The organism is Streptomyces sp. NPDC090499 (assembly GCF_044769305.1).
In the GTDB taxonomy this organism is placed as follows: Bacteria; Actinomycetota; Actinomycetes; order Streptomycetales; family Streptomycetaceae; genus Streptomyces.
The window spans coordinates 493,882-509,391 of the sequence record NZ_JBIVXP010000006.1 but is presented as its reverse complement, the minus strand read 5'-3'; the positions used below and the strand labels follow the sequence as shown (position 1 = coordinate 509,391).

Below are 15,510 nucleotides of genomic sequence, written 5' to 3'. Positions count from 1 at the left end.
GCCCCGGCACGGCCCCGCACCGCTCACTCCCCGCACCCTCCGTCCCTCATCTGCGAGGTGCCCATGAGCACGACTCCTCCACCGCAGGCCCTGTCCTCCGACGCGCACCCGGGCAGGGGTGAACGCACCGCCGAGGACGGCGCGTTCGGCTGGCTGCGCGCCCTCGGCCCGCGCGGCCGGCGTGCGTTCGCCGGAGCTTTCGGCGGATATGCCCTGGATTCGTACGACTACTTCACCCTGCCGCTGAGCATGGTCGCGCTCGCGGCGTACTTCGGCCTGGACAGCGGCCAGACCGGCCTGTTCACCACCGTCACCCTGGTGGTCTCCGCGGTCGGCGGCGCCGCGGCGGGCGTGTTCGCGGACCGGGTCGGCCGGGTCCGCGCGCTGATGATCACGGTGATCACCTACGCGGTCTTCACGGTGGCCTGCGGCTTCGCACCCAACTACGAGACCCTGCTGGTGTTCCGCGCGCTCCAGGGCCTCGGCTTCGGCGGCGAGTGGGCGGTCGGCGCGATCCTGGTCGCCGAGTACGCGAGCGCCCGTCATCGCGGCCGTACGCTCGGCGCCGTCCAGAGTTCCTGGGCCGTCGGCTGGGCCCTCGCCGCGATCGTGTACACGCTGGTCTTCTCGTTCGTCGGCGGCGACCTGGCCTGGCGGGTGATGTTCTGGACCGGCGCGCTGCCCGCGCTTCTCGTGGTGTGGCTGCGCCGCCGGGTGCACGACGCCCCGCAGGCGGTCGCGGTACGCGAACAGAGCCCGCGGCGCGGATCGTTCGCCGCCATCTTCCGGCCGGGCACGGCCGACGCGCCCGGTCTGCTGCGTACCACGGTCTTCGCGGGCCTGCTGTCCACGGGTGTGCAGGGCGGCTACTACACGCTGGCGACCTGGGTCCCGACGTACCTCAAGACCGAGCGCGGTCTGTCGGTCGTCGGCACCGGCGGCTACCTGACCTTCCTGATCTCGGGGGCCTTCCTCGGCTATCTGACCGGTGGCTACCTCACCGACCGGCTGGGCCGGCGCCGCAACATCTGGCTGTTCGCGGTGCTGTCGGCGGTCTGCGTGCTGGCCTACGCGAACATCCCGGGCGGCGCCAACACCCTGCTCCTGGTGCTCGGTTTCCCGCTCGGCTTCTGCATGTCGGCGATCTTCAGCGGCTTCGGTTCGTACCTGAGCGAGCTGTACCCGACGGCCGTGCGCGGCACCGGCCAGGGCTTCACCTACAACGCGGGCCGCGCGGTGGGCGCGGTCTTCCCGACCCTGGTGGGCTTCCTGGCCGACAGCTGGGGCGTGGGCGGCGCGCTGGTCTTCGGTGCGGCCGGCTACGCACTCGCCGCCGTGGCCCTGTTCGGACTCCCGGAGACGCGCGGGAAGGAACTGGCGTGAACCGTACGGAAGAGCTCCTTGCCGCCCGTCCCGCGGAGGACCTGCCCGTCGCTCTCGTCGACGAGCACGCGCACGCGTGGAGCCCGGGAAGCGCCCGGGCCCGTTTCCGGGCGGGCCTCACGGGCCCCACGGCCGGGGTCGCGGCCGGTCACACGCAGGCCAACCTGATCTCGGTGCCCGCCGACTGGGCGTACGACATGCTGCTGTTCTGCCAACGCAATCCGAAGCCCTGTCCGGTGCTCGACGTCACCGACGCCGGTGCGACCGGCACCGAACTCGCCGAGGGCGCGGACCTGCGCACCGACCTGCCGCGCTACCGGGTGTGGCGGGACGGTGAGCTGGTGGACGAGCCGACGGACGTGCGCGCGTACTGGCGCGACGACCTGGTGTCGTTCCTGCTCGGATGCAGCTTCACGTTCGAGTGGGCGCTGGCCGGGGCCGGGGTGCCGATCCGCCATGTCGAGCAGGGCCGGAACGTGCCCATGTACGTGACCAGCCGGCCGTGCCGTCCGGCGGGACGGCTGCGCGGGCCGATGGTGGTGTCCATGCGCCCGGTGCCCCCGCAGCATCTGTCGGCGGCGATCCGGGAGAGCAGTCTGCTCCCGGCGGTGCACGGCGGCCCCGTGCACTGCGGCGATCCCGCCGCGCTCGGCATCGCCGACCTCGGCCGGCCCGACTTCGGCGACCCGGTGGCCGCCGAACCGGACGACATCCCGGTGTTCTGGGCGTGCGGGGTGACCCCGCAGGCGGCCGTGACGGCCTCCCGGCCGCCGTTCGCGATCACGCACGCACCGGGCCAGATGTTCATCAGCGACGCCCGCGACGAGCAGTACCGCGTGGCCTGACAGGAGAGACGGCACATCCATGACCTCGATCGACCTCAATGCCGACCTCGGCGAGGGCTTCGGCCGCTGGAAGCTCACCGACGACGAGCAACTGCTGTCCGTCGTGACCAGCGCCAACGTGGCCTGCGGCTTCCACGCGGGGGACGCGGCCACCATGCGGCGGGTGTGCGAGCTGGCGGCCGGGCGCGGGGTGACGATCGGCGCCCAGGTGTCCTACCGGGACCTGGCGGGGTTCGGGCGGCGCGCGATGGACGTGCCGCCCGCCGAACTGGCCGCCGAGGTGGCCTACCAGATAGGCGCCCTGGAGGTCTTCGCCCGGGCCGCCGGCGCACGCGTGGCGTACGTGAAGCCGCACGGCGCGCTCTACAACCGGGTCGTGCACGACGAGGAGCAGGCCGCCGCGGTGGTCGACGGCGTGCTCCTCGCGGACGCCTCGCTGCCGGTTCTGGGACTGCCCGGCTCCCGGCTGCTGGCGCTGGCGGGGAAGGCGGGGCTGCCGACGGTCACGGAGGCGTTCGCGGACCGCGCGTACACCGACGAAGGGACGCTCGTCCCGCGCGGGCAGCAGGGCGCGGTGCTGAGCGACCCGGAGGCGGTGGTGGAGCGCTCCGTGGAACTGGCGCGCTCCGGTGCGGTCGTCTCGCGCACCGGCGCCCGCATCGCGGTGCGCGCCCGCTCGCTCTGTCTGCACGGCGACACCCCGGGCGCCGTGGAGCTGGCGCGCAGGGTGCGCGCGCGGCTCACGGCGGCGGGCGTGACCGTGGCGGCCTTCGCATGAGCATGAGCACGAACACGGGCGGAAGCGTGAGCACGAGCACGAACCTGGGAGGAGACGCGCGCACGAGCACGAGCCCTCCGTCAGGCACGCGCGAAGCCACGCCCCTGTCGGTCCACCTGGTCGGCGACGACGCCCTCCTCGTCGAGGTCGGCTCCGGGGCACAGGCCCAGGCCCTGCACGCCGAGTTGCTGCGCCGCCGCGCGGAAGGCTCGCTGACGGTCCGCGAGATCGTGCCCGCCGCCCGCACGGTCCTGCTCGACGGCCTCGACGACCCGGCCCGCCTGGCCACCGAGCTGGCCACCGCCGTGGTCCCGCCCGCTCCCCCACGCGCGCGTGCGGCGATCGAACTGCCCGTGCGCTACGACGGTCCGGACCTCGCCGAGGTCGCCGCCCACTGGCGGGTTCCCGAGCGCGAGGTGGCCCGCATCCACGCGGACACCGAGTTCACGGTCGCCTTCTGCGGCTTCGCGCCCGGCTTCGGCTACCTCACCGGGCTCCCGGACCGCTACGACATGCCGCGCCGGGCCACTCCGCGCACCGCCGTGCCCGCGGGCGCGGTGGCGCTGGCCGGGCCGTACACCGGCGTGTACCCGCGTTCCTCACCGGGTGGCTGGCAGCTGATCGGGAGGACGGAGGCGGTGCTGTGGGACCACGCGCGCGTGCCGGCCGCGCTGCTGGCGCCGGGGACGCGCGTGCGGTTCGTGCCGGTGGAGGACGTATGACGGACCGCGCGCTCGTCGTGGTGCGGGCCGGTGCACTGACCACCGTGCAGGACCGGGGGCGGCCGGGACACGCGCATCTGGGGGTGCCCCGCTCCGGGGCACTCGACGCACCCGCCGCGGCGCTCGTCAACCGGCTGGTCGGGAACGCACCGGACGCGGCCGTTCTGGAGACGACGCTCAACGGGTGTGCCGTGCGGCCGCGTTCGACGGTCGTGGTGGCGGTCGGCGGCGCGCCGTGCCCCGTCGCGGTGGGCGGGCGTCCGGCGGCCTGGGGCGCGCCCGTCGTGGTTCCGGCCGGGGAGCTGCTGGAGGTGGGAGCGGCCCGCTCCGGCGTACGGAGTTATGTGGCCGTCTCCGGCGGGATCGCGGTGGAACCGGTGCTCGGCAGCCGGTCCACGGACCTGCTCTCCGGGCTCGGTCCCGCTCCGCTGGCGGACGGCACGGTGCTGCCGGTGGGCATGCCCGTGGGACCGCACGCGCGCGTGGACGTCGTGGCGCAGCCGTCCCCGCCGGCGGAGCTCGTGCTGCGGGTGACGCTCGGCCCACGGGCCGACTGGTTCACGGCGGCGGCCGTCCGGGCGTTCACCTCGCGCGCGTACCGGGTGTCGTCGGCGAGCAACCGCATCGGGCTGCGCACGGAAGGGCCCGCCCTGGAGCGGGCCCGTACCGGTGAACTCCCCAGCGAGGGCATGGTTCTCGGTGCCGTGCAGGTACCGCCGGACGGCCGTCCGGTGGTGTTCCTGGCCGATCATCCAACCACCGGCGGCTATCCGGTGATCGCGGTGGTCCGCGCCGCCGACCTCCCGCCGGCGGCCCAGGCGGTCCCGGGCATCCCGGTCCGCTTCGTGGCCGTACGCCGTCGCTGAGCCGCTGCGGCGGCCTCGTCCGGTGCCGTCGTCCGTGTGACCTCGTCGTCCTCACGCGGCGTCGGCGGGCCGCTCCGGCGGCTGGAGGGCGGCCAGCGCGGCGGAGACCGCGGCGGACGCGCTCAGGTCCAGGCGGGCGCTGGTGCCCCTGCGGCGGTGCCGCATCTCGTCGACGGCCAGCCGCAGCAGCTGGGGCAGCAGGTCGCGGCAGCGCCTGATCACCCAGGCGGTGCCGGCCGTGGCCAGCCAGAAGAGACTCGCCTTCTTCGTCGGCGGCGGGAACTCGGGCTCGGGGGACGGCGCCGTCCCCGTCGCCATGCCCAGCGGGGCGAGCAGGGCGTGGAAGCGGACGGCGAGCTGCCGGTGCCCGCGCTCGCACGGGTGCAGCCGGTCCGCGCTCCACATCTCGCGGTCGGTGAGCCAGGCGCCCTCCGACGCGTGCAGGTGGACGGCCCCGTACCGCTCGGACAGGGCGTGCACCACCGCGTTGACCGCACGCCCCCGGCGGGCCAGCGGACGGGCCAGGGCGCCCGGGAGTCCCCACATCGCGCCGGGGTCGGGCAGGCACGCCGTGAGCAGGGTCGCGCCCTGCTCGGTCAGGGCCGCGTAGACCTTGTCGAGCCGTTCGGCCACCGCGTGGATGTCGAACGTGCAGCGCAGGGTGTCGTTGACGCCTATGACGACGGCGACGATGTCGGGACGCAGTTCCAGCGCGGCCGGGGTCTGGCGTTCCAGCACGTCCCGGGTCTGCGCCCCGCTGACCGCGAAGTTGGTGAACTCCACCTCCCTCGCGGCGAGTCCGCCGGCCAGCAGCGCGGCCCAGCCGCGCCACCCGTCGCCGGCGGGGTCGCCCACGCCCTCGGTCAGCGAGTCCCCGAGCGCCACGAAACGAACCGTTCTCATGCCACGCCCTCCGGCACGACACGACGGACCGGTGCCGTCGTTCCGCTCTCGTCACGACGGGACAGCACCGGCGCGTCGTGCGCCGCGAGGAACGCCTCCACGGCAGTTCCCCAGCCGAAGCACTCCGCACGCGCGCGTGCCGTTTCCCGGCGCTCGGCGGCGGGCCGCTCCAGGAGCATCTCCACGGCGTCGGCGAACGCCTCGCCCCGGTCCGCCGCGGTGGCCCCGGCGGAACCGATCACCTCGGGCAGCGCGGAGGAGGCGCTCGCGACGACGGGCGTCCCGCAGGCCATCGCCTCCAGGGCGGCCAGCCCGAAGGTCTCGGCGGGTCCCGGCGCCAGGGCGACGTCGGCGGACGCCTGGAGGGCGCCCAGGCTGTCCCGGTCGGAGACATGCCCCAGGAACGTCACCGGCAGCCTGCGCTCCCGCACCCGCTGCTCCAGACGCTCCCGCAGCGGCCCGTCGCCGGCCACCACCAGGATGACCCGGCGGCCGCGCCGTGCCAGTGCCTCGACGGCGTCGATGGCGGTGCCGGGCCGCTTCTCCACGGACAGCCGCGAGCACATGACGAGCAGCGCCTCGTCCTCGCGCGCATAGCGGGCCCGCAGGTCGAGGTCGCGCAGCGAGGGGTGGCGGCCTGTGAGGTCGACGCCCAGCGGGGCGCGTACGACGTTCCGCGCGCCGATGCGGATGAACTCGCGCTCGGCGAACTCGGTGGTGCACACCACGCGTGCGTACGTGTGCGCGGTACGGATGTTGAGCGCGTCCGCGGTGCGCCGGGACATGTTCTCGGACATGCCCCAGGTGCGCAGGACTCCGTCGGCGGTCTCGTGGGAGACCATCACGGCGGGGATCCGGGCGCGCCGGGCCCAGCGGCCGGTCCAGCGCAGGGTGGTGCGGTCGGACACCTCCAGCCGGTCCGGGGCGAGGTGCTCCAGGAGGCTCTGGACCCGCTTCTTGTCGACGAGGACGCGGTAGCCGCCGGTGCCGGGCAGCAACGGGCCGGGCAGCGTGATGACCCGGCCCTGCTCCTCGTACCGGTCCGAGTAGCGCTCGCCGGGCACGATCAGCACCGACTCGTGCCCGGCCGCCACGAAGCCCTTGCCGAGTTCGCGCAGGGCGGTGCGCAGGCCGCCGGAGGCGGGGGCGACGAAGTTGGCCAGCCGGACGATACGCAGCGGGCCGGGCGAGGTGGCACTCATGCCGCCACCACCGGTCGGCGCGCCGCGAGCACGTCCTCGTAGTGGCCGATCAGCTGATCGCCGACGGCGGCCCAGGTGCGGCCCTCGACCGTGGTCCGCGCGGCGTGGCCGAACGCGGCCCGCATCCCGGCGTCGGCGACGAGGGAGGCCACGGCCTCCCGTACGGCTCCGGCGTCGCGGGGCGGGACCAGGAACCCGGTGCGGCCGTGGTCGACCAGGTCGATCGGGCCGCCGGCGGCGGGCGCGACGACCGGGACACCGCTGGCCATGGCCTCCTGGACGGTCTGGCAGAACGTCTCGAAGGGGCCGGTGTGCGCGAAGACGTCGAACGAGGCGAAGATCCGCGCGAGGTCGTCGCCGGTGCGGCGGCCGAGGAAGACCGCGCCCGGCAGCACCTCGGTGAGGTGGGCCTGGGCGGGCCCGTCGCCCACGATCACGACCTTGACGCCCTCCAGGCCGCAGACCCCGGCGAGGAGTTCGACCTGCTTCTCGGGCGCCAGGCGGCCGACGTAGCCGACGATGACCTCGCCGTTCGGGGCGATCTCGCGGCGCAGGGCCTCGTCGCGGAACTCGGGGCGGAAGCGGACGGTGTCCACGCCGCGCTGCCACAGCTGGATCCGGGGCACCCCGTGTGCCTCCAGGTCGCTGATCGAGGCGGTGGACGGGGCGAGGGTGCGGTCGGCGGCGCCGTGCACGGACCGGATCCGCCGCCAGGCGGCCGCCTCGCCGGCACCCACGTAGGTGCGGGCGTATCCGGCCAGGTCGGTCTGGTAGACGGCGACGGCCGGGATGCCGAGCCGGGCGGCGGCGGCCATGCCACGGACGCCGAGGATGAAGGGGCTGGCCAGGTGCACCACGTCGGGGCGGTGCTCGATCAGCGCGGCCGCGAGCTTACGGCTGGGGAGAGCCACGCGGACCTGGGGATAGCCCGGGAGCGGAAGGGAGGGGACGTGGACGACAGGGCACGGCGCGGCGGCCGCGGCGAGCCTGTTTCCGGGGGCGGGGGCCGGTGCGACGACGAGGGGAGCGTGACCGCGATCGACGAGGTGTCGGGCGGTCTGGAGCGCGCAGTGGGCCACGCCGTTCACATCGGGGGGAAAGGATTCGGTCACGATGACGACACGCATACCGGTGTTGTCGCCGCGCTGGACGTGGCCGCGTCAAAGTGGATCTTTCCGATTGTTAAACGTCCCATGAGCGTTGCCCTGCACACCCGAGCGGGCCAACCTGCGTCCATGCCCGGCTGACCCGACGGTCACCGGCCGTTCACCCAGCGGGCAGTTGTCCACGTATGGAACGTGTACGGGATCCCCCGTGGTTCCCGTGCTTCCCGCGCTTCCCGCGGTGAAGCAGTTGTCCGCTGCAGTGATATGTCACATAGCGGCAGCGATATGTCACATGGCGGCAGCGTCCGGCCCGATACGGCTGCGTACGGCCGTCTGCACCTCCGCCTCCTCGGCGGGGTCGGCGGCGAGCCGCCGGAGCTGTTCGACGACCCGGGCGTCACCGGTCTCGGCGTGCCGGGCGGCGAGTTCGCGGGTGGTCTCCTCGCAGTCCCACAGGCACTCGACGGCGAAGCCGGTGGCGAACGAGGGATCGGTGGCGGCCAGGGCGCGGGCGGCGCGGCCGCGGAGGTGGGACGAGGCGGTCTCGCGGTAGACGTGGCGCAGGACGGGGGCGGCGCAGACGATGCCGAGGCGTCCGGTGCCGTCGACGAGGGTCCACAGCGTCGGCGCGTCCGGGCCTTCGCCGCGTACGGCCTCCCGCAGGGCGGCGAGGACCAGCTCGCTGTCCTTCGTCCCGCCCCGGCAGGCCAGCATCCGTCCCGCGGCGGCGCCGAGGGCGTCGGGCCGGCGGGCCCAGCCGCGCGCGCGGTCCACGGCGGCGATACTGCGCATGCGTTCGAAGGCGTCGACGGCGGCCTCCACGACGGTGACCGTGCCGTCGGTGACTGCGGCCTCGATCAGGTTCAGCGCGTTGGGGTCGTTGCTGTCGGCGAGGTAGCGCAGGGCGGTGCAGCGGGCTCCGTCGGTGCCGTCCTTGGCGGCCTGCAGGATCTCCGGCCGGTCCTCGGGTCCGGCGACGGCGACCAGGCAGCGGGCGGCCGGCACATGGAGGGCCGCGCCCCGTTCGACACCCTGCTGGGCCCATTCGAAGACGGCCCGCACGCTCCACCCCGGACGGGGCCCGGTAGGTCGCATCTGGCGCTGCCAGCGGTCGAAACAGCCGGTCTCCTGCGCGGCACGCACGCGCGTGGCGACCGATTCGCGGGGATCCTCGGCCCACAGCCGCCAGGGCCGTGGCTCGAACGCGTCCCGTACGGCGGCGGCCAGCTCGGCCTCGCCCTCGGCGTCCGTGGTGAAACGCGCCAGCACCGGGGCGGCGAGGGCGCGCAGGCCCGCGTCGTCGTCGCGCAGCGCCAGCTCGTCCAGGGCCCAGGCCCAGTTGGAGCCCACCGCGGCATACCTGCGCAGCAGTGCGAGCGCGTCCAGCCTGCCGTAGGAGGCGAGGTGGCCCAGCACGGCCAGCGCGAGGCCGGTGCGGGACTCCTCGGTGTCGAGGACGTCCTCGGCGTCAAAGAGGTGCGCCTCGATGGCGTCCAGCTCGCCGTGCAGGTCGAGGTAGAGCCGGGCGTAGTACAGGGAGCGGTTCTCCACCTGCCAGTCGTGGCGGGGGTCGTGGAGCACGCAGTGGTTCAGTGCCGCGAGCGCCTCGGCGCGCGGGGCGGTGAGCGCGTGCAGCGTGCCGTCGCCACGGCCCCGCTGCAGCAGGCCGAGCAGCGTACCGCTGGGCGCTATGACCGGATCGAACATGGGAAACAGCCTCACATCAAGCGTCGACGCAACCGGAGAACACGCACTACCTGGCCGCGTGACACAACGTCGGAGCGCCCGCCGTCTCTTGCTTGCTGTAGACCATTTCTCTCTGCCTCTCGTCAGTGGCCCATGCGGGCCGCATCACGGCCCGCGCGGTGCGGCAACACCTGCCCGGCCATCGCGTCCGTGAATCACGACGTCATGATGACTCGGCACTTCGACCTGCCGCGACCGAAATTTCGGCGGCCCTGTACCGCCTCCCCCGTTTTGTGTGTTTTAGCTGGTCAGAACAGATGGGTCAGGAGGTGCCGAACAGTTCCAGAACCTCCACCTTGCCGAACATCCGTGCGGTGTCGACGGCCGAGGGAGTGCCCGCCGCCGGGTCCGCGCCGGCCTCCACCAGCACCTTGACGACTTCCGTCTCACCCTTGAAGACCGCTCCGGCGAGTGGCGTCTGACCTCGGTCGTTGACCCGGTCCGCCTCGGCGCCCCGGGCGAGCAGCTCACGCACCGCCGCGGCGTGGCCGTGATAGGCGGCGAGCATCACGAGGGAGTCACCGCGGTCGTTGGTGAGGTTGGCCGGAACGCCCGCGTCGAGGTACGCCACGAGCGCCTCGGTCCGCCCCTGCCGGGCCAGATCGAAGATCTTGGTCGCCAGCTCCACGACCTCGGGGTCGGGGGCTTCGCTCATCGGCCGGACCGCCTCTCCTGTGCACTGCGGGGACTATCGCGGACTGAGGGAGCGTACGGCAACGGGCGGGCCGCGGGGCCGTACGAGTGAATCGTCAGCGTACTGGCTCAGGGTGCACATGACCGGATCTGCCCGAGGTAAAGATCACCGCGACCCCGCCGGACGATCACTTTCCCGCACCACACGGCGGCCAATCCGGCCAACACAGGGCAAGAATGATCCACCAAACGGGTGAAATAAGCCGGGATTCACCCATTTACACCTTTAATCGTATGGATACCTGCTGTGATCCTGGAAGAACTCATGGTGACTGTCCCCCTTCGACACCAGGAGATCTCAAATGATCCTCTCCATCTCAGGCGTCATCGTGCTCGGCATCGTGGTCTTCCTCTTCTTCCGCAAGGACGGACTGAAGCCGTCGCACGCCACGGTCTCGGCGCTCTTCGGCTTCTATCTCGCCAGCACGGCCATCGCACCGAGCATCAAGGCAGGCGGCGAGAGCCTGGCGAGCCTGCTCGGCGGCATCAAGTTCTGACGCCCCACCCGCCCGTACGCACCGTGAGGAGACAGCAGTGGCCCGGCGCCCTCTCCCCCGCATTCTGAGCAACGGCGGCGCGCAGCTCGCCCGCAGCCGGGAGCTGGCCCGGACGGCCGCCGACAGCGCCACCGACGTCCTCCACCCCCTCATCACCGTGACCCGCGGGCTGAGCCGGCTGGCCGCGGCCGGGCGGCGCAGATGGGCGGAGACACCCAAGGACAAGCGCGGGCCGCTCCTGTTCCTGGTGGCCTCGGTCGTCCTGGTCGTGGCGCTGGTGCCGTACGGACCGCTGCTCGCCGTCATCACCCTGATGGCGGCGAGCGCCTGGCAGGGCCGCGACCGCACCCCACCCCCGCCGGAGGGCCCCGACGAGTCGCAGACCCAGCGGCTCCAGTCCCTGTACGAGGCCCTGGTGCCGTACTTCTCGGCCGCCGAGGACCCGGCGCCGCTGTACGCACACGGCGGGGAGTGGGACAAGGCCTTCCTCGCCCACGAGTTCGACGACGCGGGCCGCCTCGGCCAGCTGCTGCTCCGCTACCCCGCGTACTTCCCGGACGGCGAGCCACAGGCCCGCGCACGGATCGAGAACCTGCTCACCGCGAAGTCCGGACGGGGCCGCGAGTACCACTTCGGGTGGGACGAGGAGGGCAACCGGCTCACGGTGACCGTCCTCGCCCCGCTCCCCACCGACATCGCCGCCCAGCGTTTCGTCACCGCGCCGGGCGAGACGGTCCTCGGGTTCACCGACCCCAGCGAGGTCCAGCGCACGCTCCCGCTCGGGTACGGCGACGAACAGCGTGACGTACCGCCGGTGGTCTGGCGCACCGGCGCCCGCTCCACCGAACCGCACCTGCTGGTCATGGGCCGCCCCGGCAGCGGCACCTCGACCCTGCTGCGCTCCATCGCCCTGCAGGCCCTCCAGTACGGCGACGTCCTGATCGTCGAGGGCGGCGGCACCGGCGAGTACCTGTGCCTCGCCGGCCGGGACGGGGTCCTCGCGGTGGAGTGCGGGCTCGCCGGAGCCCTGGCCAGCCTGGAATGGGCCGCGAACGAGACGGAGCGGCGGCTCATCGCCCTCAGCCGTGCACGCCAGGCGGGCCACCCGCCGCCGGACGACTGCCGGCGGCCCCTGTGGATCCTCCTAGACCGCCCGAGCGCCTTCGTCCACCTGGCCACGGCGGACGGCCACCAGGACCCGCAGGCCCTCCTCCAGGCACCCCTTCGGCACGGCCGCGCGGCCAACGTCACCGTGGTGGTCGCCGAACAGCTCGACAACGCGGACGTGCTGAGCGAGGCGGTACGGCAGCACGCGTGCGCGCGTGTCGTGCTGGGACCGGCGCTGCCGGACGAACTGGCCGCGGTGCTGGGAGCCCCGGCGCACACGACGCCGTTGGCTCAGGTGCCGCCGGGTCGGGGATATGCCCGGCTGGGACACGGTCCGGTGCTGCGGCTTCAGGTACCGGCGACTCCGGATCCGTACGACGACGCGACGAGCGAGGTGGACCGGGAGGCGGTGCTGGCTCTGCTGCCGCCGAGGAGTGAGGTGGTGGAGCAGGCGGGGGTTCCGATGGAGGCCGCGGTCGCCGAGGGCTGAGGCGGGGTGGGATCGCCCGCCCGCGCTTGCGGGGTGCCGCTGTGCCCGCCCTCCCCCGCTCAGCCCCCACCCATCCGCAGCCGAACGCCCCGCCGCTACGCCACAAAGGTCCGCGGCGCCTCCGAGTTCCCCCCGCTGACCCCCGACTCCACCAGCCGCGCCGCCGCCGCCAGCCGCGCCGCCGCCTCCTCCGCCACCGCTCCGCCGACGGTGAACGGGAGGCGCACGTAGCCCTCGAAGGCCCCGTCGACCCCGAAGCGCGGTCCGGACGGGACGCGGACACCCACCCGCTCCCCCGCCTCCGCCAGCCGGGAGCCGGACAGGCCCCCCGCCCGGACCCAGAGGGTCAGCCCGCCCTTGGGCACCTCGAACTCCCAGGTCGGCAGCTCGCGGCAGACCGCTGTCACCAGGGCGTCCCGGTTCTCGCGGGCCTGGTTCCGGCGCAGTTCGACGGCCTGGGCCCAGCCCCCCGTGCTGAACAGCCAGTTCACCGCCAGCTGCTCCAGCACCGGCGTGCCCAGGTCGGCATAGGCCCGCGCGGCGACCAGGCTGCGGATCACGTCGGGAGCCGCCCGCACCCAGCCGATGCGCATGCCCGCCCAGAACGCCTTGCTGGCGGAGCCGACGGTGATGACGGTGGAGCCCGCCGGGTCGAAGCCGCAGACCGGGCGGGGCATCTCCACGTCGTCGTCCAGCCAGAGCTCGCTCATCGTCTCGTCGGCGACCAGCACCGTGCCCGCCGAGCGGGCCGCGTCCACCAGCCGACGCCGCTGGTCGTCGTCGGCGAGCGCCCCGGTGGGGTTGTGGAAGTCGGCGACCACGTAGGCGATCCGGGGCGCCGCCTCCCGCAGCACCTGGCGCCAGCGGTCCAGGTCCCAGCCGCCCAGCCCCTCGGCCATCGCCACCGGAACCAGGCGGGCGCCCGCCTCCCGCATCAGCTGGAGGATGTTGGCGTAGGACGGCGACTCGACGGCGATGCGCTCGCCGCGCCCGCCGAAGAGGTGGCAGATCGCGTCGATCGCACCCATCGCACCGGTCGTGACCATGATCTGCTCGGGCATGGTGGGGATCCCGCGCGTCGTGTAGCGCTCGGCGATCATCGAGCGGAGGACGGGGAGGCCTGCCGGGTAGTCACCGTGGGTGTGGGCGTACGGCGGGAGTTCCTCCAGGGCGCCCTGGACCGCGCGGGTGAGCCACGGCTCGGGGGCCGGCAGCGCGGCGCAGCCCAGGTCGATCACCGAGCCGAGCGCCTCGGGAGGCAGGGGTTCCAGGCCGCGGGCCGGGAGCGGGTTGCCGGCCGGGACCGCGGTCCAGCTGCCCGCGCCCCGGCGGGACTCGAGGAAGCCCTCCGCCCGCAGCGCCTCGTACGCCGCCGCCACCGTCGTACGGCTGACGGACAGGGCGAGGGCCAGTTCGCGTTCGGCGGGCAGCCGGGCGGCGACCGGGACACGGCCCTCCAGGACCAGCAGCCGGATGCCGTCGGCGAGGGCGCGGTAGGCCGGCGGCCGCCGGGTGCCGGGGCCGGCCGGGCGCTCCTGCTGCGAGTTGAGCAGCCGGGCGAGCTGCGCGGGCCCCACCGCCGAGGTCCACTGCGCCATGTGAATCAGTCCACCTTCCCCGAATTGGCCATGGATGGCTTTCCCTTCCAAGCCACAGAGTGACATGAGCCAGTCCACCTTTTCCACTGCCGTCTTTTCCACCAGGGGGGGTACCACTTGTCCACGCAAGGCCGTCTCGGACGACGGTTGGTCCAGCTCTACGCGGGGCTCACGCTGTACGGCGTCAGTTCCGCGCTGCTCGTCGAGGCCGGCCTCGGCCTGGAGCCCTGGGGCGTGCTGCACCAGGGGCTCGCCGGGCACACCGGGACGAGCATCGGCACCGTGTCGATCGTCGTGGGGGCGGCCGTGCTGCTCCTGTGGGTTCCACTGCGCCAGCGGCCGGGCCTCGGCACGGTCTCCAACGTCTTCGTCATCGGCCTCGCCATGAACGCCGCGCTCGCCGTCCTCCCCGACGCCCACGCCTTCGCCGTGCGGATTCCGCTGATGGCGGCCGGCATCGTGCTCAACGGGGCGGCGACCGGCCTGTACATCGCGGCGAGCTTCGGGCCCGGCCCGCGGGACGGCCTGATGACGGGGCTGCACCGGCGTACCGGCCGTTCGATCCGGCTCATCCGGACGGCGATCGAGGTCGCGGTGGTCGTCACGGGGTTCGCGCTCGGCGGGACGGTCGGCGTCGGCACCCTGCTCTACGCCGTGTCCATCGGCCCCCTGGCACAGCTGTTCCTGAAGGTGTTCGCCGTCCCGGCGGCATCCGGCCGCAGCACGGTCGTTGCCACGGGGTCATCCGAGCGCGCGATACTGCCCAAGTGAGCACGCTGACACGCCACCCGTACCTGGACCACCCCGGCCCCATCGCCTTCGCCCATCGGGGCGGAGCCGCGGACGGCCTGGAGAACACCGTGGCGCAGTTCCGGCGCGCGGTCGAACTCGGCTACCGGTACATCGAGACCGATGTGCACGCCACGGCCGACGGCAGGCTCGTCGCCTTCCACGACGACACCCTGGACCGGGTCACCGACGGGGCCGGCCGGATCGCCGACCTGCCGTGGGAGGACGTACGGCAGGCGCGTGTGGCGGGCCGCGAGCCGCTTCCTCTCTTCGAGGAGCTGCTGGAGGAGTTCCCGGACGTCCGCTGGAACGTGGACGCCAAGGCGGAACCGGCCCTGCGGCCGCTCCTCGACCTGATCGAGAAGACGGACTCCTACGACCGGGTCTGCGTCGGGTCGTTCTCGGAGGCACGGGTGCTGCGGGCGCAGCGGCTGTCCGGGCCGCGCCTGGCCACCTCGTTCGGCACCCGCGGTGTGGTCGGGCTGCGGCTGCGCTCCTGGGGACTGCCCGCGTCGGTGCGCCGGTCGGCGGTGGCCGCGCAGGTGCCCGAGTCCCAGTCGGGGGTCCCGGTGGTCGACCGGCGCTTCGTGCGCGCCGCCCACGCGCTCGGACTGCACGTCCACGTCTGGACCATCAACGAACCCGAGCGGATGCACCGGCTCCTGGACCTGGGAGTCGATGGCATCATGACCGATCACATCGACACGTTGCGTGAGGTCATGCAGAAGCGCGGCGTCTGGTTCTGAGGCGCGCGGGCGGTACTGCTGCGGGAGAGGCAAGGGCAC

General features: G+C 73.6%; 16 protein-coding genes. 10 read left to right on the top strand and 6 right to left on the bottom strand.

Annotated elements, in window-relative coordinates; translation table 11 throughout:
• Positions 1-63: 63 nt before the first annotated feature.
• The 5 genes from ACIQVL_RS25120 (at position 64) to ACIQVL_RS25100 (ending at position 4,594) form a co-directional block, all read left to right on the top strand.
• A complete protein-coding gene (locus ACIQVL_RS25120; RefSeq protein WP_403476390.1) occupies positions 64-1,383 on the top strand; it encodes an MFS transporter in 1,320 nt (439 codons plus the stop codon).
• The gene (locus ACIQVL_RS25115) at positions 1,380-2,228 is read left to right on the top strand and encodes a putative hydro-lyase (protein WP_403429761.1); all 849 of its coding nucleotides are present in this window, start codon (positions 1,380-1,382) and stop codon (positions 2,226-2,228) included. Before ACIQVL_RS25120 ends, ACIQVL_RS25115 begins: the two co-directional genes overlap by 4 nt.
• Positions 2,229-2,247: 19 nt before the next feature.
• On the top strand, positions 2,248-3,006 hold the full coding sequence (locus ACIQVL_RS25110) for a LamB/YcsF family protein (RefSeq protein ID WP_403476389.1): 759 nt from the start codon (positions 2,248-2,250) through the stop codon (positions 3,004-3,006).
• Positions 3,007-3,110: 104 nt separating this feature from the next.
• Complete coding sequence (pxpB, locus tag ACIQVL_RS25105; RefSeq protein WP_403476406.1) at positions 3,111-3,728, top strand: 5-oxoprolinase subunit PxpB; 618 nt, start codon at positions 3,111-3,113, stop codon at positions 3,726-3,728.
• A complete protein-coding gene (locus tag ACIQVL_RS25100) occupies positions 3,725-4,594 on the top strand; it encodes a biotin-dependent carboxyltransferase family protein (protein ID WP_403476388.1) in 870 nt (289 codons plus the stop codon). Before pxpB ends, ACIQVL_RS25100 begins: the two co-directional genes overlap by 4 nt.
• Before the next feature lie 51 nt (positions 4,595-4,645).
• Here the strand turns inward: ACIQVL_RS25100 and ACIQVL_RS25095 are convergent, their stop codons facing one another.
• Genes ACIQVL_RS25095 through ACIQVL_RS25085 form a run of 3 tightly spaced genes read right to left on the bottom strand, consistent with a single transcriptional unit; the run spans position 4,646 to position 7,826 of the window.
• Positions 4,646-5,497 carry an SGNH/GDSL hydrolase family protein gene (locus tag ACIQVL_RS25095; RefSeq protein WP_403429756.1) on the bottom strand — a complete coding sequence of 284 codons (852 nt, stop codon included), beginning with the start codon at positions 5,495-5,497 and terminating at the stop codon, positions 4,646-4,648.
• Positions 5,494-6,699, bottom strand: a complete 1,206-nt coding sequence (locus ACIQVL_RS25090) for a glycosyltransferase (RefSeq protein WP_403429755.1) — start codon at positions 6,697-6,699, stop codon at positions 5,494-5,496. Before ACIQVL_RS25090 ends, ACIQVL_RS25095 begins: the two co-directional genes overlap by 4 nt.
• Positions 6,696-7,826 carry a glycosyltransferase family 4 protein gene (locus tag ACIQVL_RS25085; protein ID WP_403429753.1) on the bottom strand — a complete coding sequence of 377 codons (1,131 nt, stop codon included), beginning with the start codon at positions 7,824-7,826 and terminating at the stop codon, positions 6,696-6,698. Before ACIQVL_RS25085 ends, ACIQVL_RS25090 begins: the two co-directional genes overlap by 4 nt.
• On the opposite strand from ACIQVL_RS25085, the gene ACIQVL_RS25080 reads away from it, so the two are divergent.
• Positions 7,728-7,946 (top strand): hypothetical protein, encoded by a 219-nt coding sequence (locus ACIQVL_RS25080; RefSeq protein WP_403476407.1) that lies wholly within the window; start codon positions 7,728-7,730, stop codon positions 7,944-7,946. The two genes, ACIQVL_RS25085 and ACIQVL_RS25080, sit on opposite strands and share 99 nt — an antisense overlap.
• A gap of 147 nt (positions 7,947-8,093) precedes the next feature.
• On the opposite strand, the gene ACIQVL_RS25075 is transcribed toward ACIQVL_RS25080, so the two are convergent.
• Positions 8,094-9,512 (bottom strand): HEAT repeat domain-containing protein, encoded by a 1,419-nt coding sequence (locus ACIQVL_RS25075; protein ID WP_403476387.1) that lies wholly within the window; start codon positions 9,510-9,512, stop codon positions 8,094-8,096.
• A 301-nt stretch (positions 9,513-9,813) separates the two neighbouring features.
• Positions 9,814-10,206 (bottom strand): ankyrin repeat domain-containing protein, encoded by a 393-nt coding sequence (locus ACIQVL_RS25070; protein ID WP_403429749.1) that lies wholly within the window; start codon positions 10,204-10,206, stop codon positions 9,814-9,816.
• A 340-nt stretch (positions 10,207-10,546) separates the two neighbouring features.
• Between ACIQVL_RS25070 and ACIQVL_RS25065 the strand changes: the two genes are divergently transcribed.
• Together ACIQVL_RS25065 and ACIQVL_RS25060 are read left to right on the top strand one after the other, a co-directional pair.
• The gene (locus ACIQVL_RS25065) at positions 10,547-10,741 is read left to right on the top strand and encodes a hypothetical protein (protein ID WP_189268091.1); all 195 of its coding nucleotides are present in this window, start codon (positions 10,547-10,549) and stop codon (positions 10,739-10,741) included.
• Positions 10,742-10,778: 37 nt separating this feature from the next.
• Positions 10,779-12,338, top strand: a complete 1,560-nt coding sequence (locus ACIQVL_RS25060; protein WP_403429747.1) for a hypothetical protein — start codon at positions 10,779-10,781, stop codon at positions 12,336-12,338.
• Positions 12,339-12,433: 95 nt separating this feature from the next.
• Here ACIQVL_RS25060 and ACIQVL_RS25055 read toward each other — a convergent pair whose 3' ends face one another.
• Positions 12,434-13,936 (bottom strand): PLP-dependent aminotransferase family protein, encoded by a 1,503-nt coding sequence (locus tag ACIQVL_RS25055; protein ID WP_403476386.1) that lies wholly within the window; start codon positions 13,934-13,936, stop codon positions 12,434-12,436.
• A gap of 117 nt (positions 13,937-14,053) precedes the next feature.
• Here ACIQVL_RS25055 and ACIQVL_RS25050 point away from each other — a divergent pair, with 117 nt between their 5' ends.
• A complete protein-coding gene (locus ACIQVL_RS25050) occupies positions 14,054-14,707 on the top strand; it encodes a YitT family protein (protein ID WP_403476385.1) in 654 nt (217 codons plus the stop codon).
• Positions 14,704-15,471 carry a glycerophosphodiester phosphodiesterase gene (locus tag ACIQVL_RS25045; RefSeq protein WP_403476384.1) on the top strand — a complete coding sequence of 256 codons (768 nt, stop codon included), beginning with the start codon at positions 14,704-14,706 and terminating at the stop codon, positions 15,469-15,471. The genes ACIQVL_RS25050 and ACIQVL_RS25045 overlap by 4 nt, the downstream gene beginning before the upstream one ends.
• The last annotated feature ends 39 nt before the right edge of the window (positions 15,472-15,510 follow it).